This is a genomic window from Streptomyces sp. NPDC026377, from assembly GCF_055567715.1.
Genome location: NZ_JBVHPV010000011.1, coordinates 130,586 through 145,822 on the forward strand (window position 1 = coordinate 130,586; position 15,237 = coordinate 145,822).

Sequence of the window (15,237 nt, forward strand, 5' to 3'; positions counted from 1 at the left end):
GGCCGAGGTGCCGCGCGCTCTCGCGCGCGCCCCCGCACACCCCGTCTCGCGCCCGGTCGATCCCGTCTCGTGACCTCGCGCCCCACGTCGGCGCGGCCCCGTGCGGCATGATGGCCACAGGACCAGGGGAACGAGGGGAAGCGGTGCCCGCACCAGCCAGTGAACCGCGTGGCGGCGCGGCCGAGGACCGCCTCATCGCCGGACGCTACCGGCCGACGGCCCGGCTCGGCCGGGGCGGCATGGGCACCGTCTGGCGCGCCACCGACGAGCTCCTGGGCCGCCAGGTCGCCGTCAAGGAACTGCACCCCGACGGCGGCGCCCCCGCGACCGCCGCGCTGCGCGAGGCGCGCGCCGTGGCGCAGTTCAAGCATCCGCACGTCATCGGCGTCCACGACGTCGTCGAGCAGGACGGCCGCTCGTACATCGTGATGGAGCTGGTCGAGGGCGGCTCGCTCGCCGACCGGCTGCGCGGCAGCGGTCCCGTCGACGCCCCCGAGGCGGCCCGGATCGGCATCGCGCTGCTCGGCGCGCTGAGCGCCGCGCACCGCCAGGGCGTGCTCCATCGCGATCTCAAGCCCGCCAACGTCCTGTTGGAGGAGGGCACCGGCCGGGTCGTGCTCACCGACTTCGGCATCGCGCAGCTGCCGGGCTCCACCACGATCAGTGAGGACGGGGCCTTCGTCGGCTCGCCCGAGTACACCTCGCCGGAGCGGATGCAGGGCGCCGCCGCCGGACCCGAGTCCGACCTGTGGTCGCTGGGCGCACTGCTGTGCGCCGCCCTGAGCGGCGCCTCCCCCTTCCACCGCGACTCCCTGGGCGGGGTGCTGCACGCGGTGGTCACCGACGAGATCCGGCCGCCCCTGGCCGCCGGCCCGCTCCTGCCGGTCGTGCGCGGCCTCCTGGAGCGCGACCCGGCGCGCAGGCTCACGGCCGACGAGGCGCACGGGATGCTGCGCGCGTACGTGTCGAGCGGCGCCACCCCCGTCGCGCCCCGGCAGTACACGCCGACCGAGCGGGTCGCCCTGGTGAAGCCGGCGGGCCGGTCCCGGACCAGGGCCGCGCTGATCGCGGCGGCCGCGGTCGTGGTGCTCGGCGGCGCGGGCGCGGGCGCCGCCGCGCTGATGAGCGGCGGCGACGAGGGCGGCGCGCGGGCCGGGGCGGCGGCGGGCGGAACGGCGACGGGCGGGCCCTCGGCGGTCACCGCGCCCGCCTCCGCCCCGGTCGAACCCCGCCCGCCAGGCCCCACGGTGACGGTCACGCGCGTGGGGAGGCCGTCCCCGCTCGGGACCGCGCCTCCTGGCTACCGCCACGTCCGCGACCCGGACGGCTTCGCCCTGACGGTCCCGGCGGGGTACGTCCGTACCACCGACGACCGGCGCGTCTTCTACGTGTCGCCGGACGGGGCCTTCCGGCTGGGCGTCCGCCTCCAGCAGTCCGTCTCCGGCGGCCCTCTCGGCGTGATGCGCCACGCCCACGCCGGCGGACCGGACACCAACCCCGGTTACCGGGGCGGCAAGGTCGTCTCCACCACCCACCAGGGCCATGACGCGGCGCTGTGGGAGTTCAGCTGGAACGGCTTCAGCGCGGCCGAGGGGCCCCGGCACACCTACGACGAGTGCTGGGACGAGAACGGGACGATGTACGACGTGTGGGTCTCGGCCCCCGTCGCCCGCCTCGACGAGGCCAAGCGGCACTTCGACACGGCGCTCGACTCCTTCACGCCCTCGGCCTGAGCGTCCGTCCGGCGGACCCGCCGACGCCGCAAAAGGCCGGGGCGGAGCGGCCTTTGGAAGGCGGCCATACGGACACAACGCGCTGATCAGCGCTTATGTCGCCAGTGGTCGCTGGCGCGGTGGTGGGGGCTTGCGAAAACTGTTACCGGCGGGTACCCAAACCGCCGTGCCCGGCATACGCTCCCCCCATGACGGACTCGCAGGCCACGCCCACCAGCACCCGTACGAACCCGGTCGCCGCCGCCCCGGCGGGCGCCCGCACCGCCGCCGATGTGGTCACCCCGGAGGTGGTCGCCAAGCTCGTCCGGGGAGTGGCCGGCTCCGGCCGGACGGCCAACCACACGCCGTTCACCGGCGAGAAACTGGCGGATCTGCCCGAGTCCACACCGGACGACGTGGCCGGAGCCTTCGCCCGGGCCCGCGCCGCCCAGCCCGCCTGGGCCGCGACCCCGGCCCGGGAGCGCGCCGCCGTCCTGCTGCGCTTCCACGACCTGGTCCTCGCCCGCCAGGCCGAGGTCCTCGACCTCATCCAGCTGGAGACCGGCAAGGCCCGCCTCCACGCGCACGAGGAGGTGCAGGCCGTCGCCGTGGCCGCGCGCCACTACGGCCGCAAGGCGCCCGCGTATCTGCGTCCCCGGCGCCACACCGGTGTGGTGCCGACCCTCACCAAGGTCACCGAACTGCGCCAGCCGCGCGGGGTGGTGGGGCAGATAGCGCCCTGGAACTACCCGTTCGAGCTGTCCGTCGGTGACGCGCTGCCCGCCTTCGTCTCCGGTAACGCCGTGGTGATGAAGCCCGACACCGAGACCGCGCTCACCGCCCTGTGGGCCCGTGACCTGCTGATCGAGGCGGGGCTTCCCGCCGAGGTGTTCCAGGTGGTCCTCGGCGAGGGCCCGGTCGTCGGCCCCGAGGTCGTCCGCCACGCCGACTACGTCTCCTTCACCGGCTCCACCCGCACCGGCCGCGAGGTCGCCCAGGGCGCCGCGGCCCGGCTGGTGGGCGTCTCCCTGGAGCTGGGCGGCAAGAACGCGATGCTGGTGCTGCGCGACGCCGATGTGGAGAAGGCGGCGGCGGGCGCCGTCCGCGCCTGCTTCTCCTCCGCGGGCCAGCTCTGCATCTCCATCGAGCGCCTGTACGTCCACGAGTCGGTCGCGGACGCCTTCGTCGAGCGGTTCGCCGCCCGGACCAGGGCGATGCGGCTCGGCAACTCCCTGGCGTACGGCGCCGACATGGGCTCCCTCGTCGGCGAGCGCCAGCTGGAGACGGTGACCCGGCACGTGGAGGAGGCCGTCGCCAAGGGCGCGCGAATCGTCGCGGGTGGCGTCGCCCGCCCCGACATCGGCCCGCTCTTCTACGAGCCGACCATCCTCGAAGGCGTCGAGGCCCCGATGGCGGTCTGCACCGAGGAGACCTTCGGCCCGGTCGTCTCCGTCTACCGGTTCACCGACGAGGACGAGGTGATCGAGACCGCGAACGCGACCCCGTACGGCCTCAACTCCTCGGTCTGGACGAAGGACTCCCGGCGCGGCCACGCGGTCGCCGCCCGGCTGCGCACCGGCACGGTCAACATCAACGAGGGCTATGCCCCGGCCTACGGCAGCGTCCAGGCCCCGATGGGCGGCATGAAGGACTCCGGCCTCGGGCGGCGCCACGGCTCCGAGGGCATCCTCAAGTACACCGAGGCCCAGACCGTCGCCCAGCAGCGCCTCCTGCCGCTCGCGCCGTCCTTCGGGATGGACGACGAGAAGTACGCCGCGTTCATGACCCGCAGCCTGAAGGCGATGAAGGCCCTGCGCCTGCGCTGACCCGCCGCCCCGCCCGCCCCCGCCCTTTCTGTTTCGTACGAGGAGAGCCGATGCCCCAGGAGACGCGCGCCCGGAACCAGGAACTGCCGCCGGAGGGGGAGGGGGCGTACGACTACGACGTCCTGGTCGTCGGCTCCGGCTTCGGCGGCTCGGTGACGGCCCTGCGGCTGACCGAGAAGGGCTACCGGGTGGGCGTCCTGGAGGCGGGACGCCGGTTCACGCCCGGCACGCTCCCCAAGAACTCCTGGGACATCAAGAACTACCTGTGGGCGCCGAAGCTCGGGATGTACGGCATCCAGCGCATCCATCTGCTCGGCAACGTGATGGTGCTGGCCGGCGCGGGCGTCGGCGGCGGGTCGCTCAACTACGCCAACACCCTCTACGTACCGCCGAAGCAGTTCTTCGACGACCCGCAGTGGAAGGACATCACCGACTGGCAGGAGGAGCTGACCCCGTACTACGAGCAGGCCAAGCGGATGCTGGGGGTCCGGCTCAACCCGACGATGACCCCCTCGGACGTCCACCTCAAGGCGGCGGCGCAGCGGATGGGGGTGGGCGACACCTTCCACATGGCGCCGGTCGGGGTCTTCTTCGGCGACGGGCAGGACGCGGAAGGCGCCGCCAAGGCGCGGCCGGGGGAGCAGGTCGCCGACCCGTACTTCGGCGGGGCGGGCCCGGCGCGCAGGGCCTGCGTCGAGTGCGGCGAGTGCATGACGGGCTGCCGCCACGGCGCCAAGAACACCCTCAACGAGAACTACCTCCACCTCGCCGAGAAGGCGGGCGCGGTCGTCCACCCCATGACGACGGTCGTCTCGGTCACCGACGACTCGCAGGGCGGCTACGCGGTCGCCACGCTGCCCACGGACGACCGCAGGAAGGGGCGGGGCCGCCTCTTCACGGCGCGGCGCGTGGTGATCGCGGCGGGCACCTACGGCACCCAGACCCTGCTGCACCGCATGCGCGCGGGCGGCCAGCTGCCGTACCTCTCCCGGCGGCTCGGCGAGCTGACCCGTACCAACTCCGAGGCGCTGGTCGGGGCGCAGACGGACAACCGCCGCTACCGCAAGGCGCACGGCGCCGCCCGCGCCGACTTCACCCGAGGCGTCGCCATCACCTCCTCCATCCACCCCGACGAGAACACCCACATCGAGCCGGTCCGCTACGGCCGGGGCTCGAACGCGATGGGCGGGATGTCCATCCTCCAGGTGCCGTACGCGGAGGGTTCCTCGCGTGCGCTGGGCTGGCTGGCGAACGCGGTGAAGCACCCCACGCTCCTCGCCCGCTCGCTGAGCAACCGCCGCTGGTCGGAGCGGACCATCATCGGCCTCGTCATGCAGTCCCTGGACAACTCGCTCACCACGTATCTGAAGCCGGACGGGGTCGGCAAGGGCCTGCTCACGGCCCGCCAGGGGCACGGCGCGCCGAACCCCAAGCAGATCAGGGCGGCCTCCGAGGCGGCCGACGCGATCGCCGCCGAGATCAACGGCTTCGCCGGCTCGAACGTCGGGGAGCTGATGGGCACCCCCCTGACCGCGCACTTCCTGGGCGGCTGCCCGATCGGGGCGTCGGCCGAGGAGGGCGTGATCGACCCGTACCACCGGCTCTACGGGCACCCGGGCATCTCGGTGGTGGACGGCGCCGCGGTCTCGGCGAACCTGGGCGTCAACCCGTCGCTGACGATCACGGCGCAGGCCGAGCGGGCGATGTCGCTGTGGCCGAACAAGGGCGAGGCCGATCCGCGCCCGGCGCAGGGGCGGCCGTACGTACGGGTCGCGCCGGTGGCGCCCAGGGATCCGGCGGTCCCGCAGGACGCGTTCGGCGCGCTGCGGCTGCCGTTCCTGGGGATGCCGACGGTCCCGGCGAAGGCGGAATCCGCGGCGGACCGGGGGGTCTGAGCGACGGGGCGGAGTCCTGCGAAAAAACGAGGAGCGCTGCACCCCCCTCCGAGTGCAGCGCTCCCCGCTCGTCCGTGGGCCGCTCGCCGGGCAAGCAGGCGGGGCCGTTGGTTCCGCATGAATGACCCGCCAATCCCGTCAATGGTTGTCCCAGGACTCACAGAATTCTTATGTGCTCCCTGTCACACCGCCGTCACAGGCGTCGCAGTCGTCCGCCGGCCGTCGCAAGGGCGGGGAGCCGGGTACAGCGCGCCGGGCAGAGCGAAGGGCCCCGCACCGGGCCGTCCGTCCTGGGGATGGCTGCGCGGGGCCCTCGTCCGTCGGCACCGGCGTCAGGGCAGCGTCGGTACCGCGGGGACGGCGCCGGGGGGCAGCGCCGCTGGGGGACGTGATCTGGGAGCGTGCGGGAGGGGCTGCGGGCCGCCGCAACCGTTCGGACCGGATGCGGCCGGCCCCGGGCGTCCCCGGAGCCGACCGCTTTTGAAGGGGTGACCGGGCTGCTGTCCCCTGCCGACCGGTCACGCGCGCTGGGGCGAGGTCCCACGACGTGCCGACGGCACGTCACACGCCCCAGCGGAGCCACGCGTGGTTTCTTCGGGCCCGCCCCTGGCTGGCACGGACACCCTGACCAACGAAGCGGGGCACCGGCCGGTCACGGCGCCGGACGGGTGAGGCTGCGCCGGCCCCGGACCCCGACCGACAGAGAGACGGACAGAGGGCCGGGCCCGGATACGTACCGGCCTCAGATACGGCCCCGGCACAGCTCCAGCATCGTCATCGCCAGCGCGGTGCCGGGCCTGCCCAGGGCGTCGCGGTAGTGGGCGAGGACCTCCATCTCGCGGTTCAGGTTCACCCGGCGGCCGCCCGAGGCGATCCGGGACTCCTGGATGACGGCCGAGACCGCCATGCGTTCCTGGATCAGACCGATGATGCGGTCGTCGAGCGCGTCGATGCGCTCACGGGCGCCGGTGATCACGGTGGCGGCCTCGTCGGTGCGGGCGCCTGTCTTCTCGGCGGGGGTGACGGACACGGGGGCTCCTCGGTGGGTTCGGGTGCCCCGGGGCGACACGGCCCGCGAACGCCAGAGCGCCCCGGGCCTTGTCGGCCCGGGGCGCTCTGGGAAGTGTCTGGTCGGTTGCTCAAGCAGCAGAACCGACGAACCCACAGCAGCCGGACGGGCCGGTGCCATAGGTAAAGACGAAGGTCTGGTGCTCGCGCATGGCGACAGTATGGACCGACGGTCCCGGGCCGGGCCAATCCCGGTTCGGATGGTGAGACGAAAGGTCCCGCGCCGCTGCCCGGTAGAATCGAATACAGACCCCCTCCCACCGCCGGAAGGCCGCCAGTGTCATCAGCGTCCCCAGCTGCCGCGCCCGCATCCAACCCGGACGTAGTCCTCGTTGTCGACTTCGGCGCCCAGTACGCCCAGCTCATCGCCCGCCGCGTCCGTGAGGCCCGGGTCTACAGCGAGATCGTGCCCAGCACGATGCCCGTCGCCGAGATGCTGGCCAAGAACCCGAAGGCGATCATCCTCTCGGGCGGCCCGTCCTCCGTCTACGCGGAAGGCGCCCCCGTCCTGGAGCGCGAGATCTTCGAGGCCGGGATCCCGGTCTTCGGCATGTGCTACGGCTTCCAGCTGATGGCGACGACGCTCGGCGGCACGGTCGACGACAACGGCGCGCGCGAGTACGGCCGCACGCCCCTGCACGTCACCCAGGCCGGCTCGACGCTCTTCGAGGGCACGCCCACGGAGCAGCCGGTGTGGATGTCGCACGGCGACGCCTGCTCGGCCGCGCCCGAGGGCTTCACCGTCACCGCGTCCACGGACGTCGTGCCGGTCGCCGCCTTCGAGAACGACGAGAAGAAGCTGTACGGCGTGCAGTACCACCCCGAGGTGATGCACTCCACGTACGGCCAGCAGGTCCTGGAGCACTTCCTCTACCGGGGCGCGGGCATCGAGCCCACCTGGACCACGCACAACGTCGTGGAGGAGCAGGTCGCTCTCATCCGCGAGCAGGTCGGCACCAAGCGCGCCATCTGCGGCCTGTCCGGCGGCGTGGACTCCGCGGTCGCCGCGGCTCTCGTCCAGAAGGCCATCGGCTCCCAGCTGACCTGCGTGTACGTCGACCACGGCCTGATGCGCAAGGGCGAGACCGAGCAGGTCGAGAAGGACTTCGTGGCCGCCACCGGCGTCCAGCTGAAGGTCGTCGACGCGCAGGAGCGGTTCCTCACCGCACTGGCCGGAGTCTCCGACCCGGAGACCAAGCGGAAGATCATCGGCCGCGAGTTCATCCGCGTCTTCGAGCAGGCCCAGGCCGAGATCGTGGCCGAGGGCGCGGCCGACGGCGAAGAGGTCGCCTTCCTCGTGCAGGGCACCCTCTACCCGGACGTGGTCGAGTCCGGCGGCGGCACCGGCACCGCCAACATCAAGTCGCACCACAACGTGGGCGGGCTCCCGGAGGACCTGGAGTTCCAGCTCGTCGAGCCGCTGCGCAAGCTGTTCAAGGACGAGGTCCGGATGGTCGGCCAGGAGCTCGGCCTGCCGGAGGAGATCGTCCAGCGCCAGCCCTTCCCGGGCCCGGGCCTGGGCATCCGCATCGTCGGCGAGGTCACCAAGGACCGCCTCGACCTGCTGCGCGAGGCCGACGCCATCGCCCGCGAGGAGCTGACGGCGGCCGGTCTCGACCGCGAGATCTGGCAGTGCCCGGTCGTGCTGCTCGCGGACGTCCGCAGCGTCGGCGTCCAGGGCGACGGCCGCACCTACGGCCACCCGATCGTGCTGCGCCCGGTCTCCTCCGAGGACGCCATGACGGCGGATTGGACGCGGATGCCGTACGACGTGCTGGCGAAGATCTCGACGCGTATCACCAACGAGGTGGCCGACGTCAACCGCGTCGTCCTCGATGTGACGAGCAAGCCGCCGGGCACGATCGAGTGGGAGTGAGTCCAGCGGGTGCCCCGTCTCCGCCGTCGCGGAGGTGAAGCCCCGCCGGACACCCTCGCGGGGGAGCAGGACTCCTCGCAGTCGTACGCCGCCGTCCCGGATCCCGGGGCGGCGGCGCCGTCGTATCCGGTCCCGCGCGGCTCTGTTCACCTGCGAGAACGCGCGGTAACTTCCGGCCATGACCGACTACCCGCGGCGGCCCGCCCCCGCCCCCGTGCCCGTGGACCGGCTCCACTTCACCCTCCCGGCCGCCCACCCCACCGCCGCCGAGGAACGCCGGCACCGCAAGGAGCGGCTCGCCGGGGCCCTGCGGGTCCTTGGCCGGGCCGGCTGCGAGGAGGGCGTCTCGGGGCACATATCGGCACGCGACCCGGAGTTCGAGGACTGCTACTGGGTGAACCCCTTCGGAGTGCCGTTCGCCCGGGTCACCGCGGGTGAGCTGGTGCTGGTCAACGGGGAGGGCCAGGTCGTCGAGGGAGGCCACCACGTCAACCAGGCGGCCTTCGCGGTCCACGCCCAGGTGCACCGGGCCCGGCCCGACGTGGTGGCGGTGGCCCACACCCATTCGGTGCACGGGCGCGCGCTGGCGGCGCTGGGCGAGCTGATCGAGCCCTACACCCAGGAGGCGTGCGCCTTCTTCGAGGACCACGCGCTCTTCGACGCCTGTACGGGAGTGGTCGTCGACGCCGAGGAGGGGCGCCGGATCGCGGCGGCGCTCGGCGCGTACAAGGCGGTGATCCTGCGCAACCACGGGCTGCTGACCGTGGGGGATTCGGTCGACGCGGCGGCCTGGTGGTTCCTTTCGATGGAGCGGTGCGCCCAGGTGCAGCTGGTGGCGCGGGCGGCCGGCAAGCCCGTGCCCATCGCGCGCCGGGACGCCGTCGCCACCCGCGACCAGCTGGGCAGCGACCTGGTCGCGTGGATCAACTACCAGCCGCTGTGGCGCCAGATCAGTGAGTCGGAGCCCGAACTGCTGTCGTAGTCCGTCAATTTGATGGTGCGTCAATCACTCCCCCTATGTGCCTCCGCCGCCCGGAGGATGGTTTTCGTACGGCACAATTCCCTGACAGTCGGCAGCACTTGAGGGAAGGGCGAGATTTCCGTGGCGGTGCAGGAGGCTCGGCAATGCGGTGGTGACTGCGGTCCCGGAGCGCGGGACGGCCACCGGCGCGCGGTGGCGGCGTTCCTGGCCAAGCGCGACGGCCTCGCCGCCGGGGAAGGGCTGCCCGCCGCCGTCGCGCACTCCGCCGGGGCGTCCCGCCAGTGGGTGTCGGACGAGCTCACCCAGTCCGCCCGGGTGCTCGCCGAACGGGGCCGGGAGGCGGGGCAGGCCTGGCCGGCCGCGGTCTGGCGGGCCACGCTGGCACTGGTGTGGGCGGGCGTCGCCGTGCTGGCCCTGGTGGAGGCGTTCACCGCGATCGGCGCGGGCTGGAACCACGCCAGGACCGCCGGTCTGGTCGCCGCCCTGGTGGCGGCGGTGGTGCTGAGCGGGGCCGGGTGGCTGCACCGGGCGCGCGGCGGAGTGCTCGCGCCGGTCGTCGGCGAGGACAACCGGCTCTCCACCTCGCGCGCGGTGGCCGCCGCCTGGGTGCTGCTCGTGGCCTTCGCGGTGCTGCTCCTCGCCGTACGGCTGGCGGGGGCGTCGGGCGCGAAGGAGCGCGAGGCGCTGATCCACGGCCTCGGACTCTCCCGTGGCGCGGGCCTGCTGGCGGTGGTCGCGCTGGTCAGCGCGGTGAGCGTGGTGGTGCGCCGGGTGGTGGCCGTCCGTATCGCGGGGCAGCGGCTGCAGAAGGTGCGCGCGGAGCGGCCGCGCGCCGCCGATCTGCTCACCGACGACGCCGGGCGCGGCAGCTTCGCGGACGTCCAGTACGTCCTGGTCTCCGCGGTCGCCCTGCTGTTCGCCGCCGTGCACCTGGCCCGGCGTCCCGACCAGCTGCCCGATCTGCCGTGGGCGCCGGCCGTCCTGGTGGCCGTGTCCGCGCTGACGTACTTCGCGGGGAAGTACGCCGAAGGCGGTCGTCCCGTCGTGCTCTCGGTGGTCCGGGCGCGCGAGGCGGGCGATCTGGACGCGCCGATCCGTACCGGAGACGACATCGAGATCCGCGGCGTCGGATTCGTACCGCCCGGAGCGGGCACCCCCGACCGCCTCGCCCGGATGGTCGTGCGGATCGGCGCCGTCCATGTCCATGTGCCGCTGGTCCCGGTCGCGGGCGGCTTCGCCAACCCCAGCGACACCGTGCTGACCGTGCCGGTCCCGGTGGACGTCGAGCCGGGGCGGGTGGAGGTACGGGTGATCACGGCCGCGGGGCTGGAGACGAACCGGGTGACGATCGACGTCACCGACTGAGCCGGCGCCGCCACCGGGGGAAACCGGTTGAGAGGTGAACCGGTTGAGCCGGCCGCCGCTTCCGTACGTATGGTCAGGTGACAGGGGTTACGGAAGGCGGGAACGGCGATGGCACACGGAAACCTCCCCCGGAGACGCGGCGGGACGGCCACCGGCGGGGGCCTGCGGGGGCTGAAGGAGACGGCCGGCGGATACGCGCTGCTGCCGCTGCGCGTCTTCCTCGGTGTCACGTTCGTCTACGCCGGGTTCGACAAGATGACCGGCGGCACCACCACCCTCAAGGCGAGCGGCAGCGGCTCGATCGGGGAGCTGATGCACTCGGTGCGCGACAGCTCCGCGATCCCCGCCCTCGTCGACCTCGCCCTCAAGAGCCCGGTCGGCTTCGGATACGCCATCGCCATCGGCGAGGTGGCCGTGGGCGTGGGCATCCTGATCGGTCTGTTCGGGCGGCTCGCGGCCCTCGGCGGCGCGCTGATCTCGCTGAGCCTGTGGCTGACCGTGAGCTGGGCGACCACGCCCTACTACTACGGCAACGACCTGGCCTATCTGATGGCCTGGCTGCCGCTGGTGCTCGCCGGGACACCGCTGCTGTCCGCCGACGCCTGGCTGGCGTCGCGGCGCCGTCTGCGCACCGAGTAGCCCGCCCAGCTGGCGAGCCCGGCGAGGCTGAGCCCGCCGCAGACCACCGGGATCACCTCGTACCAGGGAACCTGCCACGCGTCGGCCGCGTCGCCCCCGAACAGGGCGGCGGTGGCCAGCATCACCACTCCCGCGACCAGCCGGCCCGGCCGGAACTCATGACGCGGCACGGTCCACCTCCGCCTGGCCGATGGAGACGTGCAGATCGAGCTCCAGGGTCCCGGCCGGCTTCGCCCCGGCGGGCGGCGGCAGGGTCACGGTCTTCTTCTGGTCGGGCTGGATGTCGACGTCCTCCGGCTTCTCGGTGGGCAGCTGGACGTCGCCGACGCCCACCACGATGTGCGCCTTCACGGTCGCGCCCAGGGGCACGACGACCTTCAGCCGTCCGGCGCCGACCTCCGCGCGCGTCCTCACGCTCTGCCCGGCCGGCACCACGACCCTGCTCAGGTCGAGGGTGCCCTCGCCCGATCCCAGCGCGTACGACGGCTGTACGTCGGCTGCGGCGGCCGGGGTCCAGTCGGTCCTGGTCCACTGGGTGGTGATGGTCTTCGGCAGCGCCGAGGCACCGGCCAGCAGGGCGGCCGTGAGGACCGCCAGGAAGAGCGTGCCGAACCCGGTGCGCCCCACGAACGCGCTGATCACCAGGCCGAGGCCGAAGACCACGAGAGCCGCCGCCAGCCCGATCTGGAGGGCGGTGCCCAGCGGCTGGTGGCTCCACGCGCCCGCGGTGCCGGCGCCCGCCGCGAGCAGGGCGAGCAGGAAGACGAACCCGCCGATGGCACGCGGGCCGCGGGTGGCCCGGTCGGCCGCCTTCCCGGCCCGGTCCGCCTTCGTGGCGCGCGCCCCGGCACCCGCGAGGCCGACGGCGGGGTCGGCGTCGTCGGCGCCCCACAGATAGCCCGTGCCGACCGGGCCCGTGGTGCCGTCCTTGACGATCGGGTCGCGCCACCAGGAGGGCGAGGCGGGGGTGGGCGGCGCCTTGGTCTCGGGCGGGGCCGCGCCGGGGCCGAAGGCGGGGGAGGCGGCCCCGGGCGCCACCGGGGCGCCCACTGCCGCGTCCGGCGGGGCCTCCGTGGGCGTGAGCGAGCGTCGCTGGGACCAGACGCCGACGCCCGCGACGGCCAGCGTCAGCAGCCACGCGAAGCTCATCACCGAGCCGTTGTTGAGCATGGACAGGAAGATCCCGCAGCCCGCCAGCGCCATCAGCACGGCGGCCAGCGCCTGGCCCTCCACCCGGCCGGACAGCAGCCGTCGCGCCTCGTTCTCCTCCTCGTCGTCCTGCGGGAGCAGCAGCCAGCCGAACCCGTAGAAGAGCAGGCCGAGGCCGCCGGTGACGGTGAGCACGCCCAGCGCGACCCGGAAGATCACCGGGTCGATGTCGCAGTACCGCCCGAGGCCGCCGCAGACGCCGCCGATCACCTTGTTGTGACCGCTGCGGCGCAGATGCGGCGCGGCGGGCGCCGGGCCCGGTTCCGGGTCCGGCGGCGCGACGGGGGTATCGGTCGGCTGCGTCATGGCTCCATGGTGACGGGCCGTAGGAGCCTCCGGCACCCGCCCCGACCCTGGCCTCTCCCTGAGATTGCCCCTGATGCGGAGCCGGGGCCTCCCCCCGGCGGGGGAGAACGGCTCCCCCGGACGGGGCCTTCTTGCTCCCCCGGACGGGGAACCCGGCTCCCTCCCACGGGGAACGGGGATCAGGGGCGTTCTGGGGGCCAACCCTGATGCCCGCACCCGCGCGGACGTGTGACGATCGGTCCATGCCAGTCGCCGCTCCCCGAACCGCGCCCCCCGAGGCCGCCGAACCCCCCGTGCGCAAGCTCTACCGCTCGGCCGAGGGCCGGATGCTCGGTGGGGTGGCGCGGGGTCTCGCCGGTCATCTGGGGCTGCCGGTCGTGTGGGTGCGGATCGTCTTCCTCGGCCTGTTCATGATCGACGGCCTGGGGGCGCTGCTGTACGCGGTGTTCTGGTTCGTGGTGCCGCTGGGCCTGGGAGGCACGGCCGAGCCGCGCTCGGCGTTCGAGGTGAGCCCCGACGGCCGCCGACGGCTGCGCAAGCCCGACAAGGGTCAGGTGGTCGCCCTGATCGCGCTCTGCGTCGGCGCGGTGATCTTCGCGGGCAATGTGAACGTGGGCGGCTGGGCGAGCCCCTACATCTGGCCCACGCTCCTGGTCGGCGCCGGTGTGATCCTGGTGTGGCGCCAGGCGGACAACGCCCGGCGGGCGCGCTGGACCGAGGGCGCCCGGCGCAGTCGGCTGCTGCCGCTGGCCCGGGGGCTGGCCGGGGTGGCGCTGGTCGGCGCGGGGTTCACCGGGTTCGTGGTGGTGCGCGGCTCGGCCGCCCAGCTCGGCAACGTCCTGACGGCCGCGCTCGCGGTCATCGCGGGCATAGCGCTCCTGGCGGGCCCCTATCTCGTCCGGATGACCCAGGACCTCTCCGAGGAGCGCCTGATGCGCATCCGCGCCCAGGAGCGCGCCGAAGTCGCCGCCCACGTGCACGACTCGGTGCTGCACACCCTCACCCTGATCCAGCGCAACGCGGAGAACGTGGGGGAGGTGCGGCGCCTGGCACGCGCCCAGGAGCGGGAGCTGCGGGCCTGGCTCTACCGGCCGGAGGGCACCGGCAAGGACGAGTCGGAGGAGCCGGAGACCCTGGCCGAGGCGGTGAAGAAGGCCGCCGCCGAGGTCGAGGACAAGCACGGGGTGCCGCTGGAGGTCGTGGTCGTGGGCGACTGCCCGCTCGACGAACGGCTGTCCGCGCAGATGCAGGCCGCGCGCGAGGCGATGGTGAACGCCGCCAAGTACGGTGGCGAGGGCGGCGCCGTCCAGGTCTTCGCGGAGGTCGAGGGCCGCACGGTCTTCGTGTCCGTACGGGACCGCGGCCCCGGCTTCGACCTGGACGCGGTCCCCGACGACCGCATGGGCGTACGAGAATCGATCATCGGCCGGATGCAGCGCAACGGCGGAACGGCACGGCTGCGGGCGGTGCCCGGCGGGGGCACCGAGGTCGAGCTGGAGATGGAGAGGGCGGACGGATGACGACGGAGCAGTCCCAGCAGGGCCAGGGCGGTGCCGAGCGGCGGGTGCGGGTCGTCCTGGTCGACGACCACCGTATGTTCCGCACGGGAGTCCAGGCGGAGATCGGCCGGACCGAGGAGACGGGCGTCGAGGTCGTCGGGGAGGCGGCCGACGTGGACCAGGCGGTCACCGTGATCACGGCGACCCGGCCGGAGGTCGTGCTGCTCGACGTCCATCTGCCGGGCGGCGGCGGTGTGGAAGTCCTGCGCCGTTCGGCCCCGTTGATGGCGGACCCGGAGAATCCGGTGCGCTTCCTGGCGCTGTCGGTCTCGGACGCGGCGGAGGACGTGATCGGGGTGATCCGGGGCGGCGCCCGTGGCTACGTCACCAAGACGATCACGGGGACGGACCTGATCGACTCGATCTTCCGCGTCCAGGAGGGCGACGCGGTGTTCTCGCCGCGCCTGGCGGGCTTCGTCCTGGACGCCTTCGCGTCGACGGACGCGCCGCCGGTCGACGAGGACCTGGACCGCCTCACCCAGCGCGAGCGGGAGGTGCTGCGGCTGATCGCGCGGGGTTACGCGTACAAGGAGATCGCCAAGCAGCTGTTCATCTCGGTGAAGACGGTCGAGTCCCACGTCTCGGCGGTCCTGCGCAAGCTCCAGCTGTCCAACCGCCACGAGCTGACGCGGTGGGCCACGGCGCGACGGCTGGTCTGAGGGGCCGGGCAGGGGGCGGGGCCGGCGCGCTGCCAGGGCTGAGCCGGCGGGACGCGGGGCGGCGGACCGGGGGCCGGCTCGGCGGGGACGTCGCGGGACCGGCGGACCCCGAGGCGGGCGCCGGAAGAGTAAAGGACTCGC

Annotated in this window: 12 protein-coding genes; 9 read left to right on the forward strand and 3 right to left on the reverse strand. The window is 73.6% G+C overall.

Annotation, left to right across the window (positions count from 1 at the left end; genetic code table 11):
• The first annotated feature begins 239 nt into the window (after positions 1 to 239).
• The 3 genes from ACZ4MU_RS23045 to ACZ4MU_RS23055 all read left to right on the forward strand — a co-directional run bounded on the left by ACZ4MU_RS23045 (position 240) and on the right by ACZ4MU_RS23055 (position 5,433).
• A complete protein-coding gene (locus ACZ4MU_RS23045) occupies positions 240 to 1,733 on the forward strand; it encodes a serine/threonine-protein kinase (protein ID WP_467879847.1) in 1,494 nt (497 codons plus the stop codon).
• 188 nt (positions 1,734 to 1,921) lie between these two features.
• Complete coding sequence (locus tag ACZ4MU_RS23050; RefSeq protein WP_467879565.1) at positions 1,922 to 3,538, forward strand: succinic semialdehyde dehydrogenase; 1,617 nt, start codon at positions 1,922 to 1,924, stop codon at positions 3,536 to 3,538.
• Positions 3,539 to 3,588: 50 nt separating this feature from the next.
• Entirely contained in the window at positions 3,589 to 5,433 is a 1,845-nt protein-coding gene (locus ACZ4MU_RS23055) for a GMC oxidoreductase (RefSeq protein ID WP_467879568.1), read from the forward strand.
• 742 nt (positions 5,434 to 6,175) lie between these two features.
• Here the strand turns inward: ACZ4MU_RS23055 and ACZ4MU_RS23060 are convergent.
• Complete coding sequence (locus ACZ4MU_RS23060; RefSeq protein WP_406554280.1) at positions 6,176 to 6,463, reverse strand: chorismate mutase; 288 nt, start codon at positions 6,461 to 6,463, stop codon at positions 6,176 to 6,178.
• A gap of 315 nt (positions 6,464 to 6,778) precedes the next feature.
• On the opposite strand from ACZ4MU_RS23060, the gene guaA reads away from it, so the two are divergent.
• From guaA to ACZ4MU_RS23080, 4 genes are all read left to right on the forward strand, one after another.
• Positions 6,779 to 8,377: a glutamine-hydrolyzing GMP synthase gene (gene guaA, locus ACZ4MU_RS23065; protein WP_467879571.1), complete on the forward strand. Its 1,599-nt coding sequence runs from the start codon at positions 6,779 to 6,781 to the stop codon at positions 8,375 to 8,377.
• Between the two features lie 178 nt (positions 8,378 to 8,555).
• Positions 8,556 to 9,359: a class II aldolase/adducin family protein gene (locus ACZ4MU_RS23070; RefSeq protein ID WP_467879573.1), complete on the forward strand. Its 804-nt coding sequence runs from the start codon at positions 8,556 to 8,558 to the stop codon at positions 9,357 to 9,359.
• A 120-nt stretch (positions 9,360 to 9,479) separates the two neighbouring features.
• Positions 9,480 to 10,724, forward strand: a complete 1,245-nt coding sequence (locus ACZ4MU_RS23075; protein ID WP_467879575.1) for a hypothetical protein — start codon at positions 9,480 to 9,482, stop codon at positions 10,722 to 10,724.
• A gap of 108 nt (positions 10,725 to 10,832) precedes the next feature.
• Positions 10,833 to 11,363, forward strand: coding sequence for a DoxX family protein (locus ACZ4MU_RS23080; RefSeq protein ID WP_467879578.1), 531 nt, complete (start codon positions 10,833 to 10,835; stop codon positions 11,361 to 11,363).
• Here ACZ4MU_RS23080 and ACZ4MU_RS23085 read toward each other — a convergent pair.
• Positions 11,267 to 11,533: a hypothetical protein gene (locus tag ACZ4MU_RS23085; protein ID WP_467879581.1), complete on the reverse strand. Its 267-nt coding sequence runs from the start codon at positions 11,531 to 11,533 to the stop codon at positions 11,267 to 11,269. The genes ACZ4MU_RS23080 and ACZ4MU_RS23085 overlap by 97 nt on opposite strands.
• On the reverse strand, positions 11,520 to 12,878 hold the full coding sequence (locus tag ACZ4MU_RS23090; protein ID WP_467879584.1) for a PspC domain-containing protein: 1,359 nt from the start codon (positions 12,876 to 12,878) through the stop codon (positions 11,520 to 11,522). The genes ACZ4MU_RS23085 and ACZ4MU_RS23090 overlap by 14 nt, the downstream gene beginning before the upstream one ends.
• 242 nt (positions 12,879 to 13,120) lie before the next feature.
• On the opposite strand from ACZ4MU_RS23090, the gene ACZ4MU_RS23095 reads away from it, so the two are divergent.
• Positions 13,121 to 14,398, forward strand: a complete 1,278-nt coding sequence (locus tag ACZ4MU_RS23095) for a PspC domain-containing protein (RefSeq protein ID WP_467879586.1) — start codon at positions 13,121 to 13,123, stop codon at positions 14,396 to 14,398.
• On the forward strand, positions 14,395 to 15,096 hold the full coding sequence (locus tag ACZ4MU_RS23100) for a response regulator transcription factor (protein WP_365103751.1): 702 nt from the start codon (positions 14,395 to 14,397) through the stop codon (positions 15,094 to 15,096). The genes ACZ4MU_RS23095 and ACZ4MU_RS23100 overlap by 4 nt, the downstream gene beginning before the upstream one ends.
• Positions 15,097 to 15,237: the final 141 nt, after the last annotated feature.